Consider the following 23,026-nt stretch of genomic DNA (forward strand, 5'->3'; position numbering starts at 1 on the left):
TCGCCTAGTAAATATGTTGATGACGTCATTCTAAAAGTAATATAAGCAGACTGTCCATACATTTATTCCACTATTTATGTAAAGTCATACATAATAGGGAGGAATAGCTCCTCCCTTATGCAAAGCTATCGTGGATTTAGCTCTTTTATAATTATATTTAAACAACGAGAAAGACGTATATGTGCATCTGGAATGAGATTGGGGTATTGTTTATAAAACTCGAATGCACCCATACACCACTCATAGGCTTTGAGCAGACTAGTTCTATAATCATTGAAATCTTGTAAGAAACCATACTTTTTTGAGGTTAAAACGAGATGTGAAAAATCTTCAGATCCTTCAAGTAATTTATGGTGTACTTGCTGTCCATCATGAAAGCGAAAGGAACTTAAAGGTTCAGTGATATAAAATGCATCACCTTTTGAAAGTAAACCCATCCAAGAGGCCATATCAACACTACAACAATAGTTCCTTTCATTTAGAGTACCAAAAGGTTCTGTTAATAGTCGCCTTCGAAAGAGTACAGTCGTAGGTTCACCAATAATATTCTGTCCAGATAAAAGCATATGGTTTCCAAAATCTATCCCACTTAGCAGGGTATCTTCGCTATACAATCTATTTACAGCGGGATGGTTTTCAATTATATCTCCATTTTCATCAATCCAAGTGCGATATGATGTAATAAGTGCGAGTTTTTGATTTAAGTCTTGTTGGAAATAGAACATCATTTTCTCAATTTTATTACTATGGAATAAGTCATCGTCCATTAAGAAGTTTATGTATTCGCCACTAGACTGTTCTAAGAGCATGAGGTCATTATGGAATTGTCCTAAAGTAGTACTATTCCGGATATATGTTATATGGGAATGGTTTGGTAAGTATTTTTCATTCATTAATTTTTCAGTTTCATCATTCGTACTATCGTCTCCTACAATAACTTCAATGTTTGGATAAGTTTGTGCCAAAGCACTTTCTAAAGCGATTTTGAAATAATGTGGTCTATTATAGGTGGGAATAAGGATGGAAACAAGAGGTAGATTTTTTTCATTTGTCATACGTAACTTCCTTTCAGAAGCTTTTTTTTGTAAGAACAATATCTTGATAACTCGTATATTCATGTCGGCCGCACCATAAACCATAGTGTGGTTTATTCATTACCTCTAAGCCATATTTATTCAATAAAGCGCAAATATCTGTTTCAGGATAAGCAACTGCGAAATTAGGAATATCTTTATTTACGACATAACAATTTTCAATTTGATGATAAAATCCTAACGTACTTAGTCCTGCATTTAAATAATAGGATGACTCAGGGTTTATTAAAAAGAACGTAATAAAACATCTCCCGTCTTTTTTTAATACACGTGCAATCTCAGATACGTAATGTTCTAATTCTGTTGGGAGAAGGTGCGTAAATACAGAAGTTAAAAAGATGAAATCGAATGTCGCGTCTTCATATGGAAACTTATAGTGAGAGGCATCTTCTTTTCCTTCTGGATTGTAAAATTGATTGTATATGTCAACGTGTTCAAAATGAAAATTATTACGGGTAGTTGTAATATTATTTTTACACCAAGTGATACCTTCTTTAAACAAATCAAATCCATAATACGCTCCATCATCAGTTAAGTAATTCATTAATGGAACAGCCATTCGGCCGACGCCGCAGCCTACATCTAATACTTTTTCGTTTGACTTTAAAGCCCCAATTTGAATGAAATGCTTTAGGAATTCTTTACCGACCTTTTCAAAATCGCCACCTACATATTGGACGAGTTCAGGAGGGGGGAGTAATTTTATTTCTTTTTCAAGTTCGCTCATAAATACACTCCTTCCTTGTAGTAAAAAGGCAAACCAATACGGTATCCATATTATCTCGATATTTACAGACGAATCTCACCTCAAAACGAAGAGTATGGGGAAATTAAAGTTTTATTTGATAGCGAAAGAGGATAAGATGTGACCGCTTATTACATACAAGGAGATTCCTAAAACGGTTCATGTATTCAAGTATTAGATTAATAGGAATGGAACCTCCTTATAATCAAAATTTCTCTTATTCTTTTCGCCAATATACACCAAAGATATCAATTTTAGTAATAGGAGCTTTTAAGTTTCTTTGATTTCTAAAGTCCGTCACAGCTTCTGCACAAGCTGGTAGTCCATAGTCATCAATAATAATATAGCCACCTGTTGAAACTTTATCGTATAAGTTCACGAGACCATCCATCGTAGATTCATACATATCCCCATCAAGTCGTGCAATTGCAATCTTTTCTATTGGTGCTGTTGGTAAAGTATCTTTAAACCAGCCTTTTAAAAATTTTACTTGATCATTTAATAAATCATATTTTCTAAAGTTTCCTTGTACTTGTTCTAAAGAAACACGTAAATAATCGAATGTGTGTAAATAATCACCGTAGTCTTTCGGATATTGTTCTAAATTCGGTGCTGGCAAACCTTCAAATGAATCTGCAACCCAAATATTGCGATCCGTAATGTTATTGGCTTGTAAAAAGCCATTCATAAAAATGCAAGAACCTCCGCGCCATACACCTGTTTCGATAAAATCTCCTTCTATATTTTCACGAACAACGGTTTCCATTGCCTCATGTAACTGATTCATACGTTCTCGGCCAATCATACTATGTGCTGCTCTTGGCCAATCCAGTCCATCATGACGTTCACTTTTTGAAACATCTGGCTTTACAATTTTTAAGTTATGATTTTCGGCATATTGCTTAATGAATAAAGGGAGTGGTACGGTAACTGGCTCGAATTGAAGTTCTTTTGATATATGTAGAGATGCAGGTAAGTACTCCTCATATTCTAACCATATTTCAAATAAAATTGTTTTCTTTAGCAATTCGAGATAAAGCTGAACAGCAGATTTATTTTCCATATTTATGCCTCCTGCAAAATGTCATACAACAATATGATTATGTAGATAGTAAAGATTTCATGATTGAATTCGAAATAGAAAAAGCAGTAAAACCAATATCAGTTTTACTGCTAAGTAAAAGATTAAGCGATTTTCTCAATAATAATAGATGCACTTGTACCAAGAGCTAGAGATAACCCAAGTCCTGTAACAACAGCTTCAACCATTGATGGAGTTATTGTAATTTGTGTAATTGCCTGGATAACGAGAGGCGCTCCAACTGAGATTAAGCTTGTGCCTGCACCTGGTACATTAACGCCATTAACTTGAATTGCAAGGCTACCTAATACACTTACTAATGCAGTATATGCGATAACAGTAATCTTGTAGAATCCAGTTTCACTTATGATGAAAGTATCAGCGTCCAATTGAGAAATTGCAGTACCAAACTGAGATCCAACCGTGTTAAACGGTACAGGATCATTAATTCCAAGAGCTAAAGAAACTGTAGCAGAGTTAAATGCATACAATCCTGCTGGAAGTCCTAATCCAGATGGCCCAGTAGGCCCAGTAGGTCCAGTTGGCCCAGTCGGCCCAGTAGGTCCAGTCGCACCAGTGGATCCAGATGGCCCAGTAGGTCCAGTTACGCCAGTACCTCCAGTCGGCCCAGTAGGTCCAGTTGCACCAGTACCTCCAGTCGGCCCAGTCGGCCCAGTAGGTCCAGTCGCGCCAGTTGTACCAGTGCCTCCAGTCGGCCCAGTAGGTCCAGTTGGCCCAGTAGGTCCAGTCGGCCCAGTAGGTCCAGTAGGTCCAGTAGGTCCAGTCGGCCCAGTTGGCCCGGTTGGAAGTGTAAACGGTGGTATTGGTGGTAAAGTTGGACCTACAAGATTAGGATCAAATGCACTAGCTGATAATGATTCATCAGGATTTAAGCCATCTGAATAATTATTATTTGACATAAATTCACCTCCATAAAGCTTTCATTATATAGTAGATGCAAAATCGCAAGAAAATGACACGGACATTTGAATTATTGAAAAGAAATCTAAAATAACTTGAACAATATAAAAATGTGGAAAGTTTCGCGTTTGTATAACATATGATTGAGTTGGAAGAAGGTGATTATATTGAACAAGCAAGGCATTACAATTAGTTTATGTATGATAGTCCGAGATGAGGAAAAGACAATAGCTCGATGTTTGGATGGGATTGAAGAAATTGTTGATGAAATTGTAGTAGTTGATACAGGTTCTGTTGATCGAACGAAAGAAATTGTAGAGAAATACACTCCTAATATATATGATTTCCAGTGGATTGATGATTTTTCGGCGGCTAGAAATTTTGCTTTTTCAAAAGCGACGCAACAGTATATATTATGGCTAGATGCAGATGACGTATTATTAGAAGATGCTCAAGAAGCATTGAAACAATTAAAGGGCCAATTAGATTCTAATGTGGATGCTGTTTCGATGCCTTATCACCTCGTAATGGACTCTAACGGGAAGCCTTTATATTGCACAAGAAGGTATCGACTTGTAAAGCGCGAAAAACAGTTTCAATGGTTTGGTAAAGTACATGAGTATTTAGCGGTTTCCGGTGAAATTTTTAATAGCAACATTGCTATTACACATAAAAAGGAAAAAGAAGTAACGGATCGTAATTTGAAAATTTTTCAAAATGCTGTAGCAGCTGGAGAAGAATTGAGTCCGAGAGATTTGTTTTATTATGCAAATGAATCTATGGATAATCAAAAATACAATGATGCGGTTCTTTTATATGAAACATTTCTGAATCAAGATGAAGGATGGTATGAAGAGAAAATCTATGCATGTGGTAAGTTAGGGGATTGTTATGCGAAGCTCGGACTGTGGGAGAAAGCAGTTGAGGCTTGTGCAAAATCGTTTCGGTACGATGTTCCTAGAGGAGAGAATTGTACAAGAATAGGATATATATATATGGATCAACAAAAGTATAATGAAGCGATATTTTGGTTTAAATTAGCAACGGAAGTGCCGCTGGCAAAGGATAGTCCGTTTCACAGTCCAGCTAGCTACACATGGCTTCCTTATTTACAAATGTGTATTTGCTACAGCAAGTTAGGGGAGCAAGACAAAGCTTATTATTACAATGAATTAGCAGCTTCTTATGTTCCGAATAATGCTGCAATCGAGTATAACCGTAAATATTTTCGAGGTGTTTTTGATAAACAATATAAGGTGTAATGCATGCTATTTTTAGGAAATAACTTGTCACGATTCTAATAATGATAGATTGGCTATATATTAGAGTATCGGCAGGGATGGTATTGGTTATAAAGTGTATTTTGTTCATATGAGATGTATATTTCAAATTCAATTTACATAAGGAGTGTGTGAAATGAATCGGGAAAAAAGTTCTTTATATGAAGAAAAATCTGATTTTTATTATAATGCAGCGAATCCAAATTTATTGAAGCATATAAAAAAGGAATGGAAAGAAGTTCTTGATATTGGTTGCTCGAGCGGTGCATTAGGAGCGGCTATAAAAGAAAATGGTACACGTGTATCAGGAATTGAGGCATTTTCAGAAGCAGCGGAAAAAGCAAAAGAAAAGCTAGATCATGTTGTTTTAGGTGATATAGAGACAATGGATATGCCGTATGAGGAGGGCCAATTTGATTGCGTCATATTTGGTGACGTATTAGAGCATTTGTTTGATCCATGGGCTGTGGTAGAAAAAGTGAAACCATATATCAAACAAAATGGTGTGATTTTAGCTAGTATACCGAACGTTGCTCACATCTCGGTGTTAGCCCCCTTACTCGCTGGAAACTGGACGTATACAGAGTATGGTCTGTTAGATAAAACGCATATTCGTTTCTTTACTTTTAATGAAATGTTAAGACTGTTTTTAAAAGCTGGATATTCAATTAGTAAAGTAGATCGTGTATATGTTGATCATAAAATATATGAGCCACTTATTGAAGAGTTATATGGAATTTGTAAAAAGTATCGTCTTGGAAGTGGCTTCATGGCTGAGACGGTTGTATTTCAATATATTATTGAAGCAGAAAAATCACAATTATGAGTGCGGCAGACAAAACAATATTATTTGTTACATGTATAAATGATCGGAAATTGTATGCACAATGTGCGCGACATATATTGAAATTGGCAGTACCTCCTGGATATACTATACAATTCATGCCGATTCGAAATGCAAAAAGCATGACGAGCGGATACAATCAAGCCATTTCACATCCAGCAAAGTATAAAGTGTATTTACACCAAGATGTATTTATTATAAACGCAGCCTTTTTATACGGATTAATTCAATTATTTGAGGAACATGAACATCTTGGAATGATTGGGATGGTTGGATCGCAATATGTTCCTCCAACTGGTGTATGGAACGAAGGGCGTGGGATTGTCGGGAAAGTCATTGGTTATATGAACGATTTGTTTTATATGGCAAGTTTAGAGCAACCATTTCATGAATCAAAGACGTTTATTCCTGTTGAATGTATTGACGGTTTGTTAATGGCAACACAATATGATATCCCGTGGCGAGAAGACTTATTTGACGGATTTGACTTTTATGATGTATCTCAATCATTTGAATTTAAAAAAGCAGGATATACAGTCGGTGTACCTGTACAGCGCGATGCTTGGTGTATTCATTATCATTTCGATGTGAATATGACAAACTATGAAAAATATAGAAAAGTATTTGTAGAAAACTATATGTCAGATGTGAATAAGGAAGAATAGAGGGGCTACAAAATGAAAGATCACACAATATTAGTCGTTGTTTGTGTAAATAATGAAAAGCTTTTCGAGCAATGCGAGAGGCAAATAAGAAACATTTTTGTTCCCCCTGGCTATGCTGTGCAAATTTTCCCGATACGAGATGCAAAAAGTATGGCAAGTGCATATAACCGTGCTCTTTCATTTCCAGCAAAGTATAAAGTATATATACATCAAGACACGTACCTTATTAATCGTGATATGTTTTATAATCTTATTTCTCTTTTTAAAGAAAATGAAAAACTTGGTTTAATTGGAGTCGCTGGTGCTCAGTTTTTACCGAGTAACGGGATATGGTGGGAAGGGAAAAATTTAGTGGGGAAAGTGATTGAGTATAGAAGACGGAATTATCAATTATTAAATTTAGATCAAGGGTTTTATGGAAATCAATCTTTTATGTCAGTGCAGGCAATCGATGGTTTACTCATGGCAACACAGTATGATATTCCGTGGCGAGAAGATTTATTTCAAGGATTCCACTTTTATGACGTTTCACAGTCTTTAGAGTTTCAAAAGGCTGGCTATCTAATTGGCATCCCTAATCAAGCAAATTTATGGTGTATTCATTATAACGGAGATGAGTTTGATGCCGATACATACGAGAAGTATCGGAAAGTGTTTGTAGAACAGTATAAAGATATACTATCTCCATCATAAGGGAGAGATGTAGGATGAAAGGGATTATTTTAGCGGGCGGAACTGGATCGAGACTATATCCAATTACGAAAGTCACGAATAAACATTTGCTTCCTGTTGGACGGTATCCAATGATTTATCATGCAGTATATAAGCTAAAACAATGCGGGATTACAGATGTTATGATAATTACAGGTAAAGAGCATATGGGAGATGTTGTTAGCTTTTTAGGAAGTGGCCACGAATTTGGCGTGTCTTTTACGTATCGGGTGCAAGATAAAGCGGGCGGGATTGCACAAGCTTTAGGTCTTTGTGAAGATTTCGTCGGAAATGATCGTATGGTAGTTATATTAGGAGATAATATTTTTTCAGATGATATTCATCCGTATGTTGAAGAGTTTACAAAGCAAAAAGAAGGTGCGAAAGTGCTATTGCAATCTGTAGAAGATCCTGAAAGGTTTGGTGTAGCGCATATTCAAAACCGAAAAATAATTGAAATTGAAGAAAAGCCGAAAGAGCCGAAAAGCTCTTATGCTGTTACGGGAATTTATTTGTATGATTCGAAAGTCTTTTCTTATATAAAAGAATTAAAACCTTCCGCAAGGGGAGAACTTGAAATTACAGATATAAATAATTGGTATTTAAAACGAGGAGTACTTACTTATAATGAAATGAGCGGTTGGTGGACGGATGCGGGAACTCATGCTTCTCTTCAAAGGGCGAATACGTTAGCACGGGATATGAACTTTGGGAAACAGTTTAACGGAGAATAGGTGAGAATATGAAAGTTGTAGAAACAAACTTTACCGATGCAAAATTGTTAGAACCGAGGTTATTTGGAGATGAGCGTGGCTTTTTTACTGAAAGTTATAATAAGAAGGTGCTAGAAACATTAGGGGTTACGTATTCATTTGTACAGGATAATGTTTCTTATTCAGCAGAAGCGGGAACAATTCGCGGATTACACTTTCAAAAAAATCCGAAAGCACAAACGAAACTTATTCAAGTTATGCAAGGAGCAATCTATGATGTTATCGTTGATTTGCGAAGAGATTCACCAACCTTTAAACAGTGGAGAGGATATATTTTAAGCGCAGATAACCACAGGCAATTATTAGTGCCAAAAGGATTTGCACATGGTTTTTGTACACTTGTCCCGCATACTATTGTTATGTATAAAGTAGATGAATATTATAGTGCTGATCATGACTCTGGTGTGCTTTGGAACGATAAAGAATTAGCGATTCCATGGCCAGTAACAAGTCCTATTTTGTCTGATAAAGATCGAATATTACCGTTACTTCAGGAATGTGAAGATAGCTTTTGAGTAGGAGAGTTGTTTATGAATATATTAGTAACAGGTGGGGCCGGATTTATTGGAAGTAACTTTGTCCATTACATGTTACAAAGCTATGAAACATATAAAATAATAAATTTCGATGCATTAACATATAGCGGGAATTTAAATAACGTAAAGTCTCTTCAAGATCATCCGAATTACTTTTTTGTAAAAGGGGAAATTCAAAATGGAGAGCTGCTGGAACATGTTATTAAGGAACGTGACGTGCAAGTAGTTGTAAATTTCGCAGCTGAATCACATGTAGATCGTAGCATTGAAGATCCGATCCCTTTTTATGATACAAACGTAATCGGGACAGTCACTTTATTAGAATTAGTGAAAAAGTATCCGCATATTAAGCTCGTACAAGTATCAACAGATGAAGTATATGGTTCTTTAGGGAAAACAGGAAAGTTTACTGAGGAAACCCCATTAGCTCCAAATAGTCCGTATTCTTCAAGTAAGGCGAGCGCGGACATGATAGCTTTATCTTATTATAAAACATATAAATTACCAGTTATAGTGACGCGTTGTTCCAATAACTATGGGCCGTATCAATATCCCGAAAAATTAATTCCATTAATGGTTACGAATGCGCTGGAAGGAAAAAAACTACCGTTATATGGTGATGGATTAAATGTAAGAGATTGGTTACATGTAAAGGATCATTGCAGTGCAATTGACATCGTTTTGCATAAGGGGCGTTTAGGAGAAGTATATAATATAGGCGGAAATAATGAAAAAACAAATGTAGATGTTGTGGAGCAAATTATTACTCTCTTAGGTAAAACAGAAAAAGATATTGAATTTGTTACAGATCGTTTAGGTCATGATCGTCGTTATGCAATTGATGCACACAAAATGAAGAATGAGTTTGATTGGGAACCGCAGTATACGTTTGAACAAGGGCTAAAAGAAACAGTGGAATGGTATGAAAATCATATAGAATGGTGGAAACCACTAAAAGAAAAGTAAGGGGCATGAAAATGAAAGAGCGGGTTATTATAACAGGAGCAAATGGTCAGTTAGGAAAGCAACTGCAAGAAGAGTTAAGTCCTGAAGAATATGACATATATCCTTTTGATAAAAAGTTACTAGATGTAACAAACATATCCCGAGTTCAACAAGTGGTACAAGAGATAAGACCACATATAATCATTCATTGTGCAGCTTATACGAAGGTGGACCGTGCTGAGAAAGAACAAGATCTTGCTTATTTAATAAATGCAATAGGAGCTCGAAATGTAGCGGTTGCTTCACAATTAGTAGGGGCTAAGTTAGTTTACATTAGTACCGATTATGTATTTCAGGGCGCAAGACCGGATGGGTATGGGGAATTTCATAATCCAGCGCCGATAAATATATACGGGGCCTCTAAGTATGCGGGGGAGCAGTTCGTCAAAGAGTTACATAATAAATATTTTATCGTTCGTACATCGTGGCTGTATGGTAAATATGGAAGTAATTTTGTGAAAACGATGATGCGATTAGGTAAAGAAAAAGATGAAATAACCGTTGTAGCGGATCAAATTGGCTCTCCTACGTACGTGGCAGATTTAAATATGATGGTTAATAAGCTCATTCACACTTCTTTATACGGTACATATCACGTATCCAATAGAGGATCATGTTCTTGGTTTGAATTTGCACAAAAAATATTTTCTTATGCAAATATGAATGTGAATGTATTACCTGTTTCAACGGAAGAATTCGGATCGGAGGCTGCGAGGCCGAAATATTCTATTTTTCAACATAATATGCTACGATTAAATGGTTTTTTACAAATGCCTTCTTGGGAAGAAGGATTAGAACGTTTTTTTATAGAAACAAAAAGTCATTAACAAATTTATGTTAATGACTTTTTTGTTTGCCTTTAAGCGGTTTTATGGTACTATAATTATAGTATCAGGTACTAATAACAAGTATAAGTATTTCTGGGAGGATATATCATGGAACTATTACAAGGGAAAACATTTGTTGTTATGGGCGTTGCGAACCAAAGAAGTATTGCATGGGGAATTGCTCGCTCTTTGCATAATGCAGGTGCAAAATTAATATTCACATATGCAGGAGAACGTTTAGAAAGAAATGTTCGTGAATTAGCGGACACATTAGAAGGACAAGAATCACTTGTATTACCTTGTGATGTAACGAATGATGAAGAACTTACAGCTTGCTTTGAAACGATTAAGCAAGAAGTTGGTACAATTCACGGTGTAGCACATTGTATTGCTTTTGCAAATCGTGATGATTTAAAAGGTGAATTTGTAGATACTTCTCGCGATGGATTTTTACTTGCACAAAATATTAGTGCATTCTCTTTAACAGCTGTAGCAAGAGAAGCGAAGAAAGTAATGACAGAAGGCGGAAATATTTTAACGTTAACATACCTTGGTGGTGAGCGCGTTGTGAAGAATTATAACGTTATGGGTGTTGCGAAAGCTTCATTAGAAGCGAGCGTAAAATATTTAGCAAACGATTTAGGCCAACATGGCATTCGTGTGAACGCTATTTCTGCAGGACCAATTCGTACGTTATCTGCGAAAGGTGTAGGCGATTTTAACTCAATCTTAAGAGAAATCGAGGAGCGTGCACCACTTCGTCGTACTACAACGCCAGAAGAGGTTGGAGATACAGCAGTATTCCTATTCAGTGATTTAGCACGCGGTGTAACAGGAGAAAATATTCACGTTGATTCAGGATATCATATTTTAGGATAAATATTGATTATAGTTTTTAAAGGACAGTCTCTAAAAGTTGAGGCTGTCCTTTTTTATTGTTCTCAGAAAGAACGATTTTTAACGAAAGTTCTTGCCACGTTATGAATATAACTATAATAGTACACGATTTATTCAGCGACGTATGGAAGTGGGAGGGACGAGTGTGAAGAATAAAAATAAAAGTTCAACAGTTGGAAAACCGTTGTTATATATTGCGCAAGTAAATTTAGAACTTGCTGCACCGAAAATAAAACGAATTATATTAACGAATTTTGAAGATGAGGACCGAGAAGAGAAAAGTAATAGAAACGAAAATGTTGTAAGTAGTGCTGTGGAAGAGGTGATAGAACAAGAAGAGCAGCAAATAGAAGAAAAAATAGAAGAAGAGGAACAAGAAGAGCAAGAAGAACAACAGCAAGTGAGAGCCGTCCCGTACAATAAATCATTTAAAGATATGAATAATGAAGAAAAAATTCATTTTTTATTAAATCGTCCTCATTACATTCCGAAAGTAAGATGTAGGATAAGAACGACTACCGTCTCATATATAGGATCGATTATATCGTATCGTAATGGCATTGTATCCATTATGCCACCAAATAGTATGAGAGATGTTCGGTTATCTATAGAAGACATCAAATCGATTGATATGGCCGGCTTTTAAATATGTAAAGGTGGTAGAAAGCTTCTACCACCCCAATAGTTTTTTAGTTTACTTAACTTATTAGATAGTAACGTCGCGTAGGCATTGAATCGCACAGAAGCAGCTTAAATCAACAGTAATGCAAGTAGATGTCGAGATTAATCTTGCATTTGGTACAGCTAAAAACGTACAAATTGGATCGTCACCAGGCGGTACAGGAGAACCGTCACCTAATACTACAGTTAACACACGCAGTACAGCACAGCTATCATCATCTACGCTTTCCACACGGAAAATTGGAGAACGGCAGCTAGTAAGGCTTGAAGATGGTGCAAATGCTTCAAAAGGTTCACCAGTTTTTGTGTATAAAATAAAAGGGCGTGTATTTGCTACTGATGCAGTATTGTGTGCTCCTAAAAATGGGATTTCACAACCAGATCCACACGTAGTAGTAGAGCAATCTTGTAATTCATTGATGAATTTTACAACGTCAACTACACAATGAGAAGAGCTATGGTGTTTATTTTCGTTACAACTCATTAATGTCACTCCTTATCTTCTTGTTTGTATTTACATTAATAAGATATTGGAGTCGGAGAGATTTGGTCACAATCTCAAGACCTTTTTTTTTAAATAGGCGAAAGAAGATAAGGGAAGGTGGATTCATGCTATTTACAAGCTGGCTTTTATTTTTTATATTCGCGTTAGCTGCTTTTAGGCTCACTCGTTTAATTGTTTATGATAAAATTACAGCTTTTTTGCGAAGACCGTTTATTGATGAATTAGAGATTACGGAACCGGATGGAAGCTTATCAACTTTTACAAAAGTAAAAGGTAAAGGATTAAGAAAATGGATTGGCGAATTATTAAGTTGTTATTGGTGTACAGGTGTATGGGTCAGTGCTTTTTTATTAGTTTTATATAATTGGATCCCGATCGTTGCGGAGCCATTACTTGCATTATTAGCTATCGCAGGTGCAGCTGCAATTATTGAAACAATTACAGGATATTTTATAGGAGAATAATATAGTTTCAAAATGTGAGAAAAAGCGGAGTTTAAAAGAATGAGGGAACGGATATAAGAAGTTGTTCATATAGTGAATAGACAGAATTGACAGTAGAGGAGATGTTTGCTGTGAGCAGTAATCAAAGGCAAAATTCATATGACCTGCAGCAGTGGTATCACATACAGCAACAACACCAAGCACAACAACAGGCATATCAAGAACAATTGCAACAACAAGGATTTGTGAAGAAAAAGGGATGTAATTGCGGGAAAAAGAAGAACAAAATAAAACAATATGAAGAATGAAACACTCATGTTACTGTGAGTGTTTTTTATTATAAATATAAAAAAGCGGTATTCCTGTTTTAGAAATACCGCTTTTTACTAGCTAATTTGTGCAACTGTTAATGCTGCCGCACGGACGTCTACAGTTCCAATCAATTCAACTGGTACGATTTGAATTAAGTCACCAGGGTTTAAGTTAATAAGAATAACACCACTGGATACGTCTACTTCACCAGTACCAATAACGTTAGAACGAACCGCTGTACCTGATCCAGGAATAATGTTAGCCGGCGTACCTAATGATAAGAAGAAACGACCAGCTTCTGGTGCCGTAGGAACGTTATCAAGACTAATTGTTAATGTATAACTAATTTGATAAATACCAGCTCGTAGAATTCGAATACCATCTCCGACACTTACTGTATCATTTATTACAGGAACAGTAATATTTGGGTTTGGACTTACGCTAGGTAATAGTAATGGTGTAAATAGTGAAGCGAACTGAGGTGCAGAAGCGTTGAAAGCAAAACCGAAGGCAGGTAGTGTACTAGCTGGTTTCGCTTCGCAATCAATCTTAGTAAATTCGCAATCAGAAGAGAACATGTTTTTCACTCCTTTATCTGTTTCTACTTTCAGTTAATGAAAAGGACAGGTTCTATGTTCTAGACAAGTTCCCAATTTTATAAAAAATACATAATAATACCTTTTAAGCATGGATTGGGTGGCAGAATTCTCTGCCACCCAATCCATGCTTAAATCGTTATTTAGTTTTAAATCGTAACATCACGTAAGCATTGAATAGCACAGAAGCAACTTAAATCAACCGTAAGACAAGCAGGGGTTGATACTAACCTTGCATTTGGTACATTTAAAAACGTACAAATTGGATCGTCACCAGGTGGTACAGAGGAGCCATCACCTAATACTACAGCTAATGCACGTAACACAGCACAATCATCATCATCGATGCTTTCAACGCGGAAAATTGGAGTTCTACAGCTAACAAGGCTTCCTGATGGTGCAAATGCTTCAAAAGGTTCTCCAGCCTTTGTGTATAAAATAAAAGGACGTGTATTCGCTACTGATGCAGTGTTATGTGCTCCTAAAAATGGAACTTCGCAACCAGATCCACATGTAGTGGTTGCGCATTCTTGTAATTCATGTATAAAACGAACGACATTAGATACACAGTTGAAATCAAAATCATGGTGATGATTATCTTCGTTGCAATTGCAGCTCATTATGTTCACTCCTTATCGTGAGTTCTGACATACACTATTACAATATGAACGGGATATGGTTGATATTACGTTAATTCTTATGATAAAAGCAGGTAATTTGAATAGGAGGGGGGAGTACGAGAAAAGACATCCTTATTTAGTGGATGTCTTTTCAGGTAAGTCTTTTCTTGTAGTATATAAAAAACGAGATATGTCTAATTTCTTTCCTCTGAAAAATTGCGGAGAAGAAATGTAAAGTTCTTCTTTCGCACGTGTAATTGCGACATAGAGTAATCGTCGTTCTTCCTCTAGTGCTTCAGAAGTTTCCGTTACACGGTCATTTGCGTCTTTTAAAGAAGAAGTATGCGGCAAAATACCATCGCTCGCTCCAAGTAAAAAGACGCATGGAAACTCAAGGCCTTTTGCGTTATGAATGGACATAAGCGAAACGGCATCTTTTTGCGGCATAGTTTTTAATGCTTCCATTTCTTTTTGACCTTGAATCGCCTCGTCGATAAATTGTAAGTAAGCTGGAATATCGGTGAAACGAGTTGCAGACTCCATTAATTCTTCTAACATTTCTTCTTGGATGTCTTTATGCATCGTAAAGGAAGAACGATCGTTACTTTGTAAGTACTCTAAATATTTTCCTTTACCATGAATAATTTCTTTTAATGCTTTTTTCGGTTCTAGTTCTTTTATAAATTTAATAAAATCAATGCGCTCATTTACCTTTTTTACTTGAAAAGGTTTCAAGCTCGGATTTAATAATAAGAAATGAAGAAGAGAAGGGAAACGACCTTCACCATATTTCCATTGCTCACGTTCAATAAAGGAAATGCACTCATCTCGGCCGATATACATAGTTGGTAATATGTTAGAAAGAGATTCTAGGCGAAACGGTTCAATCACGAGTCGTAAATGATCTAATACAGGTCTAATTAAAGAGTGCTCGTAAAAGGATTGACTCGCACCGTGTTTAATAAACGGGATTTTATGAATTGTAAGCTGATCAAGTAACGAACGGCTTACAGAATGTGTGCGATACAGTAAACAAAAATCTTTATAGTTTCGTTCGCCACTATCTACTTTCTCTTGAATGAGCTGTAAAATTTGATTTGCTTCATCAAGAGTTGTAGCTGGTCGTGCGTAAAATGGTTGTACACCTTCTTCACGAACAGAATATAGCTCTTTATCAAAACGCTCTTGATTTAGTTTGATAACTTCATTTCCAAGTCCAACGATAAATGGATTGGATCGATAATTCGTATTAAGCGCGATAATCGTTGTATTATCAAATTCCTTTGGGAAAGATAAAATAATTTGATGACTTGCTCCTCGCCAGCCATAGATCGCTTGATCATCATCACCTGCGATAAATAAATTATTTCTTGGCGTGGCTAACAATTTTACAATTTCATATTGTGCATACGATGTATCTTGGAACTCATCTACTTCAATATAGTGGAAACGTTGTTGTAATTGAGTAAGTAAGGGAGCGTTATTTTCTAACATATAATATGTTTCTAATAAGATGTCGTCGAAATCGATATAATTATATCGTTGTTTTACCTCTTCAAAACGTTCGTATACTTCTTTAAATTCTTGTTCAACTGGTGTTTTCGCTTTTACATCTTTCGGACGATTTAAGTTGTTTTTTTCAAGGGAAATCATAGCGAGCATCGTTTCCGCATCATAACCGTCTTTTAAACGTAATTCTTTTAAAATTTTCTTTATCATAATTTGTTTATGTTTTTCATTTGCTAAAATTTGCTGATTATATCCTTGGCTACGAAGCAATTTTAAAAAGACAGAGTGGAATGTACCAGCAACAACATAGCTACTTGTGGCACGATTCATACCTGGTAAATTTGCTACACGACTTCGGATTTCTTCAGCCGCTTTTTGTGTAAATGTAAGCAATAAAATATTCCGTGGATGAACTTGTTTTACATTTACTAAATAACCAACGCGGGTTGTTAAAACAGATGTTTTTCCGCTTCCGGCACCAGCCAATGTAAGAACAGGACCTTCTGTCGTTCGCACAGCTTCTAATTGTTTTTCGTTTAGAAAAACATTTTGCTGTTCGAGAGCGCGGAAATACGCCGCATCTGCATCTTCTTCCATAATTAAATGGGTAGATGTTTTCGGAATATGATATGTCGCACGCGGAATATCAGCGTGTGTTAACGATTTTTGTGAAAATTTTTCTTGTGTCATATATTCACCTTCAAAACTATAGCATCAACATTTAACTTTAGCGGAAGAAAAAGAAAATAGCAATGTAAAAAACAGGAGGGGCTACCTCCTGTTTTCAAATTACAATTCTTTTATCATAACGATGTGAGGAATATTTGCTTCCATAAATACATCAGAACTCGTTACGTATCCAAGTTTTTTATAGAAATCTTCAGCATGTGTTTGGGCATGAAGTTTCAATTTTGGTAGCGAGTTTTTTTTTGCATATGCTTCAAGTGCATCCATTACAATTTTTCCAATGCCTTTTTTACGATGGGAAGCTAGTACGCAAATGCGTTCCATTTTTCCTATTCCATCAATGGTGCGAAAACGACCAGCACCAACTGGAACATCATTATCATAAATAACAACGTGTGTTGATGTTTCTTCAAACTCATCATACTCTTCTTCAGCAGAAACGCGTTGTTCATTCACGAATACTTGCTTACGTACAGAGAATGCATCTCTTAGTTGTTCGTCTGTTTGTACGATCTGTGCGTGCAAATTAGTTGTTCCCCTTTCCAAGGTGGAATGTTTCGTGTACAGTCCATGTTCCGTTTTCTAATTGATATAGAAGATGGAAGCGATCAATTGGTTGTTCATAATAGAAATCTTTCATACGTAATCGACCTAATACATCAGCATGCTCTGCATCTGATAAACCTTGTCCGATTGTTAAATGAGGTACAAAAGCGTATTCGCGTTCTTGCGTGAATAATCCGCTATGCATTTCTTCATTTAAGAAAGTAAGTTCAGGTGTTTTTTCTACTTTAAAATAAAGAACATTATTAACAGGTGCGAATGAACCAACTTTTCCGACATGAAGGGTGAAAGGGTTCGTTTTATTTGCGATTGTATGTAGCTCGTTTACAATCGATTCTAATTGTTCATCTTGCGTCTCAAAGGGTGTTTTCAATGTAATATGTGGCGGAACTAATGCGTAGTGCGGATCATAACGCTTACGCAATCCGTTCGCTTTATCTTGAATCATTTTAGATGGAAAAATTACAATGCCTAATTTCATGTTCCAATTCCTCCCTTTGTAAGTCTAGTTAGATTTTGAGAAAAATAAATCTCTTTATCTATTATATCAAATTATTCTGAACACTGCTCTCTATTATTTCATTGATAGAATATGAGAGAAGGCTTTCGGTAAGTCAGCCTGCCAATACTTCCAAGTATGATTACCTTCAAACTCTTCGTAATGCGTGATGAAATTTCTATCTGTAAGAAGAGTATTAAGCTCACGGTTCGGTTCTACGAAATCAGATACTTGTCCATCAGTGCGCTTTACAGCTGTTTCTTCTGTACCAATGACGTGATAAAGTTCTAAAGCCTGTGGATCTTTGAATTCTTTTGCTAAGTTCATTACTGTTTCGTCAACAAATGGTGATTGCATAACAACTTTACCGAATGTATGCGGATACATAAGTGCAGTCATAAAGGAAACTGTACCGCCAAGAGAATCTCCAATTAAAACGCGACCTTTACCCATTTGATACGTTGGATAATTTTCATCGATATATGGAGCAAGCTCGTGAGCAAGGAAACGAATGTAAGCAGCATTCTTTACATCGCTTGGGAAATATTTTTCCTTACGATCGTGTACGTTTTTATATGGAATACCGACAATAATTGTGCGGTCAATTTCTTCAGTTTCACGAAGGCTTTCAATTACACGGTGTGCTTTACCGAGCTGAAAATAATCTCTACCATCTTGTGCAATTACAACTGTATGTTTGTGCAGTGGCGTGTAATTTACTGGTAAGTAAACTAAAAGCGTAACATCTTCTTGAAGTGATGCGCTATAAAATGAAATTTCCTCAATTCTCCCTATTGTTTGATTCATGTAGATCCCCCTAAATAAAAATTTACTGTAATGATTGTAAGGGCGACGCTTATAGTGAAAATGAAAGAACGATTCACTAATAGGTGCCTTAATTTCTATTTTACCATAATGGTACGAAGAATCTAAAAAATTAGTATTTAAGTTAGGAAAGAAAACGGATATAATGAAGTGGGATTTTTGACAGGTGAGAGGGGAGACAGAATTTGAAACAGGAAAGATCAATTGCACTACCGTTAGCCATTTCCATTATAGCTATTTCATTCGCAGCAGTTTTTGTAAAGATGTCCTCAGCACCATCTTCCATCTTAAGTATGTATCGTTTATGGATTATTGTACTTATTATGCTGCCTATCGTTTGGAAGAAGCGGGAAGAGTTCCAGAAGATTCAAATAAAAGATTGGGGATTTTTAATTGGATCTGGATTCTTTTTAGCGCTACATTTTCTTTTATGGTTTGAGTCTTTAAAGCATACAACAGTTGCTAGCTCGACAATTATTTTAGCACTTCAACCGATCGTGTCTTTAGTTGGAGGTTTTTTTCTATTTAAAGAAAGAACAACCTACTCAGCCATTGCAACGATGGGTATCGCTATATTAGGTGTAATGTGTATTGGTTGGGGAGATTTAGGTTTAAGTAAACAAGCAATTTATGGAGATATATTATCCTTTTTAAGTGTAATAGCGGTTGTCGGTTATTTATTTATCGGGCAAACGACAGTAAAGAAAGTCTCACACTGGATTTATAGCTTTACAGTTTTTGCATTCGCAGGTATTTTTATGGGGATTTATAATATCGTGCTGCAAGTGCCTTTTACAGGTTATACGAAGTGGGACTGGACCGTTTTTCTTTTACTTGCGATTGTACCGACAGTGTCACATGTCATTAATAATTGGTTATTAAACTACGTAAATGCAACAACAATTTCGATGAGTATTTTAGGAGAACCAGTTGGGGCGTCTATACTAGCATTTTTCTTACTGGGAGAAAAATTAAACGCAATGCAAATTATCGGCAGCACGCTCGTATTGTTTGGTGTATCTGTTTTCTTACTGCAGCAACAAAAAAGAACAGCAAAAAATGTGGTGAACGAGCCAGTGTATACACAGGATTTATAATGTTAGCGGAGAAAAGAGAAGTTAAGATACTTCTCTTTTTGTTTTGTAGAAATTTAGGTGAAGAAGGGGGGAGTGTAGTGGAATTTCCATCAAAAAAAGACGCATGGTTATATTCAATCTTTTTCATTATTTTAGGCGCCTGTTTTACTCCAATATTTGCAGGGAGAGAATATTTTCTTTTGTTTTTTACAATTCCATTGGCAATAGTATTTATTTGGAGTTGGTTTTCAACAAAATATATTGTCGGGGAAGAAACAATTACTATTAGATCAGGTCCCGTAAAAAAATGTATATTTATACGAGATATAAAACAAATTTCAAATACGAAAAACCCAATAGCAGCTCACGCATTATCATGCGATCGACTTGAAATTGTTTACGGCGTACATAAAACAGAGATTATTTCTCCTAAAGATAAAGAACAATTCATCAATCTCGTAAAAAGTAAAAATCCCCACATTGAAATAAAGTAAAAGAGTGGCTTCGTAGCCACTCTTTTACTTTGGGTTTGTCATATAAGGTTGTACATGAATGACGCATAGGTCACGAAATTTTCCTTCAGCAGTTGTAACAATTACGACTGCTCTTCCTGCACTTTGTCCAGTAATCGTTACCGTATCTCCTTTTGGATATATGGTAATGATGTCAGAATTCATATTTGTCCAAATAAGTTCTTTATTTGCTGCTTGCATTGGCAAAACGGAAGCTGATAAATCCGCACTTTGTCCAGTTTTTATTTTCAACTTATTTTTTTGCATATGAATACCGATAACGGAAATAACAGAAGGAGCAATTGAAATTTTGGGTGGATTAGGTTGAATGTTTAAACGAGAAGCAGAAGTATTTGTAATAGGTGAAAATTTTCTTATATGTTGTTGCTGGAAAGCTGCTAACATGTTGGAGTCCCCTTTCTGTATAAGTGCTAATACTAATACTATAAAGGAGTAGTGTTATGTTAAATTTAACGAAACATAAAGAATTTGTTAAATTTGAGAAGAAGATTGTCGAACTGTAAAAAAATCTCTGCTGTTACGATAACAGCAGAGATTTCTTTTTATAGACTATCACTATGTTGTTTTTCGAAATTCTCAAATTGCTCTTCAACTTCTTTTGAAGGTTGTGTTAGTAAACTAACGATTACGATTGCTAGTAAACTAATTGTGAAACCAGGAATCATTTCATATAAGAAGTTTGTTAAGAATTTAAATTGAGTCCATATTATAACAGTAGCGGCACCAGAAATCATACCAGCAAGTGCGCCCCATTTCGTCATGCGTTTCCAATATAGACTTAATAAAATAGCTGGTCCAAATGAAGAACCAAATCCAGCCCAAGCGTATCCAACAAGAGCTAAAATCGTATCATTTTGTTTAAACGCTAATGCGCACCCAACTAATGCGATACCAAGAACAGCCATACGACCGACAAATACAAGCTCTTTATCAGAAGCAGAGCGTTTAAAGAAGGTACGATATAAGTCTTCTGTTACAGCACTTGAAGTAACGAGAAGTTGAGATGAAATTGTACTCATAATTGCAGCTAAAATCGCAGCTAATAAAAATCCAGTAATAAGTGGATGGAATAAAATTTTTCCAAGCTCAAGGAAAATTGTCTCTGGGTTAGATAATGTCAACTCTTGTTGTGAATAGTAGGCAATACCGATAAGACCAGTAAACATAGCTCCGACAACAGAGAAAATCATCCAGCTCATACCAATTCTTCGTGCGCTTTTCAGTTCTTTTACAGAAGAAATTGCCATAAAGCGTACGATAATATGAGGTTGTCCAACATAACCAAGGCCCCATGCGAATAAAGAAATCATTCCTAAAGTGGAGGCACCTTTAAAAATATCTAAACGTGTTGGATCTACAGAGCGAATTGTATCAAATGCAGGTCCAAGTCCGTTTGCATTCATAATTGTTACGATAGGAACAAGAATAAGAGCAACTACCATAATGATTCCTTGCACGAAGTCTGTCCAACTTACTGCTAAGAAACCACCAAATAATGTGTAAGCTACAACGACGCTTGCTACAATGAATAATCCAATATGATAGTTCATACCAAATGAATTTTCAAATAATACAGCGCCTGAAACTAACCCTGAAGCTACATAGAAAGTAAAGAAAATCATAATAACAAGTCCAGATACTAAGCGTAGCATGTGAGATTTGTCGTGGAAACGGTGTTCCAAAAATTCTGGGATAGTAATAGAGTTGTTTGCAATTTCAGAGTAGGTACGTAAGCGAGGAGCGACATATAGCCAGTTTGCGTATGCGCCTAGTGTTAGGCCAATTGCAATCCAACTACTACTTAATCCAACGCTAAACATTGCACCGGGTAAGCCCATTAAAAGCCAACCACTCATATCGGATGCTCCAGCACTTAATGCTGTTACTGCGGGGCCTAGTGTACGACCGCCAAGCATATAATCTGTTAAGTTGGATGTTCGTTTGTAGGCGAAATAGCCGATTACTAACATCCCGAGCATGTAAATAGAGATAGAAGTTAAAGTTAACATCTGCGTACTCATGTAGTTCCCCTTCCTTTTGTCATGTCTTTTGATGCATTTTGCATATTTATCCCGCATTAACGGGCGGTAAAACTCCCACAAGTTAAAATTGACTGGGCAAGGAAGTTAGGTGGGAGATCAACTGCCCGTAAATGCCCGATTGGTGAAGGCTAATAATCAATCGGGGATGAACAAAACCCCCACTGATTAAAGTTTCACTTTATAATCTATCATGATTATTCAGAAAAATCCATGCGCAAATACGAATTTTCTGAAATTTAAGCGTTTTTTGACAGTTCTTTACTTTTGGGATATATGACTTTCTAGCAAAAAACCTTAATTTTAATAGAGTATTTATTATATTTACATAAAAACACGTTGTTTTGTCAATATAATATTGAAAGAAGGGAAAAATATTTTTTTTCGAAAAAAGTATTGACTTGTGAAAAAAGTTAAGTCTATAATGAGTGCAACTTAAAAAAATGCAAGCGTTGATGAAGAAGAGTACACATGATGAACATGTCAGAGAGCTGATGGTTGGTGCGAATCAGTATGGGATTGATGTGGAATGGGCTTCGGAGCTTCCAAACCGAAACGAAAGAAGTAGGCTTTGGCGACATGATCTCATCGATACAAGAGACACGTATTGTTTTTGATACGGTAAAGTGCGTTACATTCGTAACGAATTAAGGTGGCACCACGGGAGTACCCGTCCTTTCTATAGGATGAGTACTCCCTTTTTGTGTACAAAAAATTAAATATGTTAAATCGTTTAAGTAAGAAGAGTACGTATATTG

At 36.1% G+C, this 23,026-nt stretch carries 27 protein-coding genes and 2 other annotated features (1 of these 29 only partly in view); of the genes, 14 read left to right on the plus strand and 13 right to left on the minus strand.

What is annotated here, in order from left to right; genetic code table 11:
- Window positions 1-125: 125 nt before the first annotated feature.
- The 4 genes from BTOYO_RS19305 to BTOYO_RS19320 form a co-directional block, all read right to left on the minus strand.
- On the minus strand, window positions 126-1,055 hold the full coding sequence (locus BTOYO_RS19305; RefSeq protein ID WP_002038165.1) for a glycosyltransferase family 2 protein: 930 nt from the start codon (window positions 1,053-1,055) through the stop codon (window positions 126-128).
- A gap of 13 nt (window positions 1,056-1,068) precedes the next feature.
- Window positions 1,069-1,821 carry a class I SAM-dependent methyltransferase gene (locus tag BTOYO_RS19310; RefSeq protein WP_001292084.1) on the minus strand — a complete coding sequence of 251 codons (753 nt, stop codon included), beginning with the start codon at window positions 1,819-1,821 and terminating at the stop codon, window positions 1,069-1,071.
- Window positions 1,822-2,056: 235 nt separating this feature from the next.
- Entirely contained in the window at window positions 2,057-2,902 is an 846-nt protein-coding gene (locus tag BTOYO_RS19315; RefSeq protein WP_000428841.1) for a TylF/MycF family methyltransferase, read from the minus strand.
- Between the two features lie 122 nt (window positions 2,903-3,024).
- Window positions 3,025-3,840, minus strand: coding sequence for a BclA C-terminal domain-containing protein (locus tag BTOYO_RS19320; protein ID WP_000069684.1), 816 nt, complete (start codon window positions 3,838-3,840; stop codon window positions 3,025-3,027).
- Between the two features lie 165 nt (window positions 3,841-4,005).
- Between BTOYO_RS19320 and BTOYO_RS19325 the strand changes: the two genes are divergently transcribed.
- The 10 genes from BTOYO_RS19325 (at window position 4,006) to BTOYO_RS19370 (ending at window position 12,025) form a co-directional block, all read left to right on the plus strand.
- The gene (locus BTOYO_RS19325; protein ID WP_033657385.1) at window positions 4,006-5,103 is read left to right on the plus strand and encodes a glycosyltransferase; all 1,098 of its coding nucleotides are present in this window, start codon (window positions 4,006-4,008) and stop codon (window positions 5,101-5,103) included.
- Window positions 5,104-5,257: 154 nt separating this feature from the next.
- Entirely contained in the window at window positions 5,258-5,947 is a 690-nt protein-coding gene (locus BTOYO_RS19330; protein WP_001078421.1) for a class I SAM-dependent methyltransferase, read from the plus strand.
- The gene (locus BTOYO_RS19335) at window positions 5,944-6,630 is read left to right on the plus strand and encodes a glycosyltransferase family protein (protein ID WP_001271194.1); all 687 of its coding nucleotides are present in this window, start codon (window positions 5,944-5,946) and stop codon (window positions 6,628-6,630) included. Before BTOYO_RS19330 ends, BTOYO_RS19335 begins: the two co-directional genes overlap by 4 nt.
- A gap of 12 nt (window positions 6,631-6,642) precedes the next feature.
- Window positions 6,643-7,323 carry a glycosyltransferase family protein gene (locus BTOYO_RS19340; RefSeq protein WP_000651532.1) on the plus strand — a complete coding sequence of 227 codons (681 nt, stop codon included), beginning with the start codon at window positions 6,643-6,645 and terminating at the stop codon, window positions 7,321-7,323.
- 14 nt (window positions 7,324-7,337) lie between these two features.
- The gene (locus tag BTOYO_RS19345) at window positions 7,338-8,075 is read left to right on the plus strand and encodes a sugar phosphate nucleotidyltransferase (protein ID WP_000676186.1); all 738 of its coding nucleotides are present in this window, start codon (window positions 7,338-7,340) and stop codon (window positions 8,073-8,075) included.
- Window positions 8,076-8,083: 8 nt separating this feature from the next.
- On the plus strand, window positions 8,084-8,629 hold the full coding sequence (gene rfbC, locus BTOYO_RS19350) for a dTDP-4-dehydrorhamnose 3,5-epimerase (RefSeq protein WP_000869430.1): 546 nt from the start codon (window positions 8,084-8,086) through the stop codon (window positions 8,627-8,629).
- A gap of 15 nt (window positions 8,630-8,644) precedes the next feature.
- Window positions 8,645-9,616 carry a dTDP-glucose 4,6-dehydratase gene (gene rfbB / locus BTOYO_RS19355; protein ID WP_001024154.1) on the plus strand — a complete coding sequence of 324 codons (972 nt, stop codon included), beginning with the start codon at window positions 8,645-8,647 and terminating at the stop codon, window positions 9,614-9,616.
- Between the two features lie 11 nt (window positions 9,617-9,627).
- Window positions 9,628-10,482 (plus strand): dTDP-4-dehydrorhamnose reductase, encoded by an 855-nt coding sequence (rfbD, locus tag BTOYO_RS19360; RefSeq protein WP_000664678.1) that lies wholly within the window; start codon window positions 9,628-9,630, stop codon window positions 10,480-10,482.
- Between the two features lie 108 nt (window positions 10,483-10,590).
- Window positions 10,591-11,361, plus strand: coding sequence for an enoyl-ACP reductase FabI (fabI, locus tag BTOYO_RS19365; protein WP_000421885.1), 771 nt, complete (start codon window positions 10,591-10,593; stop codon window positions 11,359-11,361).
- Window positions 11,362-11,503: 142 nt separating this feature from the next.
- Window positions 11,504-12,025: a spore coat CotO family protein gene (locus BTOYO_RS19370; RefSeq protein WP_002038172.1), complete on the plus strand. Its 522-nt coding sequence runs from the start codon at window positions 11,504-11,506 to the stop codon at window positions 12,023-12,025.
- 60 nt (window positions 12,026-12,085) lie between these two features.
- Here BTOYO_RS19370 and exsY read toward each other — a convergent pair whose 3' ends face one another.
- Window positions 12,086-12,544, minus strand: a complete 459-nt coding sequence (exsY, locus tag BTOYO_RS19375; RefSeq protein WP_001277750.1) for an exosporium assembly protein ExsY — start codon at window positions 12,542-12,544, stop codon at window positions 12,086-12,088.
- A gap of 125 nt (window positions 12,545-12,669) precedes the next feature.
- Here exsY and BTOYO_RS19380 point away from each other — a divergent pair, with 125 nt between their 5' ends.
- On the plus strand, window positions 12,670-13,029 hold the full coding sequence (locus BTOYO_RS19380; RefSeq protein WP_000899656.1) for a DUF1360 domain-containing protein: 360 nt from the start codon (window positions 12,670-12,672) through the stop codon (window positions 13,027-13,029).
- 101 nt (window positions 13,030-13,130) lie between these two features.
- The gene (locus BTOYO_RS19385; protein ID WP_033657318.1) at window positions 13,131-13,316 is read left to right on the plus strand and encodes a hypothetical protein; all 186 of its coding nucleotides are present in this window, start codon (window positions 13,131-13,133) and stop codon (window positions 13,314-13,316) included.
- Window positions 13,317-13,394: 78 nt separating this feature from the next.
- Here BTOYO_RS19385 and exsF read toward each other — a convergent pair whose 3' ends face one another.
- The 6 genes from exsF to BTOYO_RS19415 form a co-directional block, all read right to left on the minus strand.
- A complete protein-coding gene (gene exsF, locus BTOYO_RS19390) occupies window positions 13,395-13,898 on the minus strand; it encodes an exosporium protein ExsF (protein ID WP_000492940.1) in 504 nt (167 codons plus the stop codon).
- A gap of 167 nt (window positions 13,899-14,065) precedes the next feature.
- On the minus strand, window positions 14,066-14,536 hold the full coding sequence (cotY, locus tag BTOYO_RS19395) for a spore coat protein CotY (RefSeq protein ID WP_001277720.1): 471 nt from the start codon (window positions 14,534-14,536) through the stop codon (window positions 14,066-14,068).
- Window positions 14,537-14,668: 132 nt separating this feature from the next.
- Window positions 14,669-16,735 (minus strand): ATP-dependent helicase, encoded by a 2,067-nt coding sequence (locus BTOYO_RS19400; protein ID WP_000191189.1) that lies wholly within the window; start codon window positions 16,733-16,735, stop codon window positions 14,669-14,671.
- Between the two features lie 99 nt (window positions 16,736-16,834).
- Window positions 16,835-17,257: a GNAT family N-acetyltransferase gene (locus BTOYO_RS19405; protein WP_000543300.1), complete on the minus strand. Its 423-nt coding sequence runs from the start codon at window positions 17,255-17,257 to the stop codon at window positions 16,835-16,837.
- Window position 17,258: 1 nt separating this feature from the next.
- The gene (locus BTOYO_RS19410; protein ID WP_000765873.1) at window positions 17,259-17,777 is read right to left on the minus strand and encodes a YjcG family protein; all 519 of its coding nucleotides are present in this window, start codon (window positions 17,775-17,777) and stop codon (window positions 17,259-17,261) included.
- Window positions 17,778-17,870: 93 nt separating this feature from the next.
- Window positions 17,871-18,602: an alpha/beta hydrolase gene (locus tag BTOYO_RS19415; protein ID WP_001076855.1), complete on the minus strand. Its 732-nt coding sequence runs from the start codon at window positions 18,600-18,602 to the stop codon at window positions 17,871-17,873.
- A 203-nt stretch (window positions 18,603-18,805) separates the two neighbouring features.
- Between BTOYO_RS19415 and BTOYO_RS19420 the strand changes: the two genes are divergently transcribed.
- Together BTOYO_RS19420 and BTOYO_RS19425 are read left to right on the plus strand one after the other, a co-directional pair.
- Window positions 18,806-19,717, plus strand: coding sequence for a DMT family transporter (locus BTOYO_RS19420; RefSeq protein ID WP_000808239.1), 912 nt, complete (start codon window positions 18,806-18,808; stop codon window positions 19,715-19,717).
- A 77-nt stretch (window positions 19,718-19,794) separates the two neighbouring features.
- Window positions 19,795-20,190 (plus strand): PH domain-containing protein, encoded by a 396-nt coding sequence (locus tag BTOYO_RS19425; protein WP_000395640.1) that lies wholly within the window; start codon window positions 19,795-19,797, stop codon window positions 20,188-20,190.
- Window positions 20,191-20,214: 24 nt separating this feature from the next.
- Here the strand turns inward: BTOYO_RS19425 and BTOYO_RS19430 are convergent, their stop codons facing one another.
- On the minus strand, window positions 20,215-20,613 hold the full coding sequence (locus BTOYO_RS19430) for an Ig-like domain-containing protein (RefSeq protein WP_000878714.1): 399 nt from the start codon (window positions 20,611-20,613) through the stop codon (window positions 20,215-20,217).
- A 158-nt stretch (window positions 20,614-20,771) separates the two neighbouring features.
- A complete protein-coding gene (putP, locus tag BTOYO_RS19435; protein ID WP_000107200.1) occupies window positions 20,772-22,250 on the minus strand; it encodes a sodium/proline symporter PutP in 1,479 nt (492 codons plus the stop codon).
- 461 nt (window positions 22,251-22,711) lie between these two features.
- Window positions 22,712-22,949: a binding site (T-box leader), on the plus strand.
- Between the two features lie 42 nt (window positions 22,950-22,991).
- Window positions 22,992-23,026: a binding site (T-box leader), on the plus strand (it continues 210 nt past the right edge of the window).

The sequence above is a fragment of the Bacillus toyonensis BCT-7112 genome, assembly GCF_000496285.1.
Taxonomy (GTDB): Bacteria; Bacillota; Bacilli; order Bacillales; family Bacillaceae_G; genus Bacillus_A; species Bacillus_A toyonensis.

Bases quoted from the DNA above. Each gene is read 5' to 3' on its own strand.
- BTOYO_RS19335 (WP_001271194.1), top strand. From the start codon at position 5,944: ATGAGTGCGGCAGACAAAACAATATTATTTGTTACATGTATAAATGAT.
- BTOYO_RS19415 (WP_001076855.1), bottom strand. From the start codon at position 18,602: ATGAATCAAACAATAGGGAGAATTGAGGAAATTTCATTTTATAGCGCA.
- BTOYO_RS19310 (WP_001292084.1), bottom strand. From the start codon at position 1,821: ATGAGCGAACTTGAAAAAGAAATAAAATTACTCCCCCCTCCTGAACTC.
- rfbB (WP_001024154.1), top strand. From the start codon at position 8,645: ATGAATATATTAGTAACAGGTGGGGCCGGATTTATTGGAAGTAACTTT.
- putP (WP_000107200.1), bottom strand. From the start codon at position 22,250: ATGAGTACGCAGATGTTAACTTTAACTTCTATCTCTATTTACATGCTC.
- BTOYO_RS19345 (WP_000676186.1), top strand. From the start codon at position 7,338: ATGAAAGGGATTATTTTAGCGGGCGGAACTGGATCGAGACTATATCCA.
- BTOYO_RS19340 (WP_000651532.1), top strand. From the start codon at position 6,643: ATGAAAGATCACACAATATTAGTCGTTGTTTGTGTAAATAATGAAAAG.
- BTOYO_RS19305 (WP_002038165.1), bottom strand. From the start codon at position 1,055: ATGACAAATGAAAAAAATCTACCTCTTGTTTCCATCCTTATTCCCACC.
- BTOYO_RS19370 (WP_002038172.1), top strand. From the start codon at position 11,504: ATGGAAGTGGGAGGGACGAGTGTGAAGAATAAAAATAAAAGTTCAACA.
- exsF (WP_000492940.1), bottom strand. From the start codon at position 13,898: ATGTTCTCTTCTGATTGCGAATTTACTAAGATTGATTGCGAAGCGAAA.
- BTOYO_RS19385 (WP_033657318.1), top strand. From the start codon at position 13,131: ATGTTTGCTGTGAGCAGTAATCAAAGGCAAAATTCATATGACCTGCAG.
- cotY (WP_001277720.1), bottom strand. From the start codon at position 14,536: ATGAGCTGCAATTGCAACGAAGATAATCATCACCATGATTTTGATTTC.
- rfbC (WP_000869430.1), top strand. From the start codon at position 8,084: ATGAAAGTTGTAGAAACAAACTTTACCGATGCAAAATTGTTAGAACCG.
- BTOYO_RS19320 (WP_000069684.1), bottom strand. From the start codon at position 3,840: ATGTCAAATAATAATTATTCAGATGGCTTAAATCCTGATGAATCATTA.
- BTOYO_RS19380 (WP_000899656.1), top strand. From the start codon at position 12,670: ATGCTATTTACAAGCTGGCTTTTATTTTTTATATTCGCGTTAGCTGCT.
- BTOYO_RS19430 (WP_000878714.1), bottom strand. From the start codon at position 20,613: ATGTTAGCAGCTTTCCAGCAACAACATATAAGAAAATTTTCACCTATT.
- BTOYO_RS19410 (WP_000765873.1), bottom strand. From the start codon at position 17,777: ATGAAATTAGGCATTGTAATTTTTCCATCTAAAATGATTCAAGATAAA.
- fabI (WP_000421885.1), top strand. From the start codon at position 10,591: ATGGAACTATTACAAGGGAAAACATTTGTTGTTATGGGCGTTGCGAAC.
- BTOYO_RS19330 (WP_001078421.1), top strand. From the start codon at position 5,258: ATGAATCGGGAAAAAAGTTCTTTATATGAAGAAAAATCTGATTTTTAT.
- rfbD (WP_000664678.1), top strand. From the start codon at position 9,628: ATGAAAGAGCGGGTTATTATAACAGGAGCAAATGGTCAGTTAGGAAAG.
- exsY (WP_001277750.1), bottom strand. From the start codon at position 12,544: ATGAGTTGTAACGAAAATAAACACCATAGCTCTTCTCATTGTGTAGTT.
- BTOYO_RS19315 (WP_000428841.1), bottom strand. From the start codon at position 2,902: ATGGAAAATAAATCTGCTGTTCAGCTTTATCTCGAATTGCTAAAGAAA.
- BTOYO_RS19400 (WP_000191189.1), bottom strand. From the start codon at position 16,735: ATGACACAAGAAAAATTTTCACAAAAATCGTTAACACACGCTGATATT.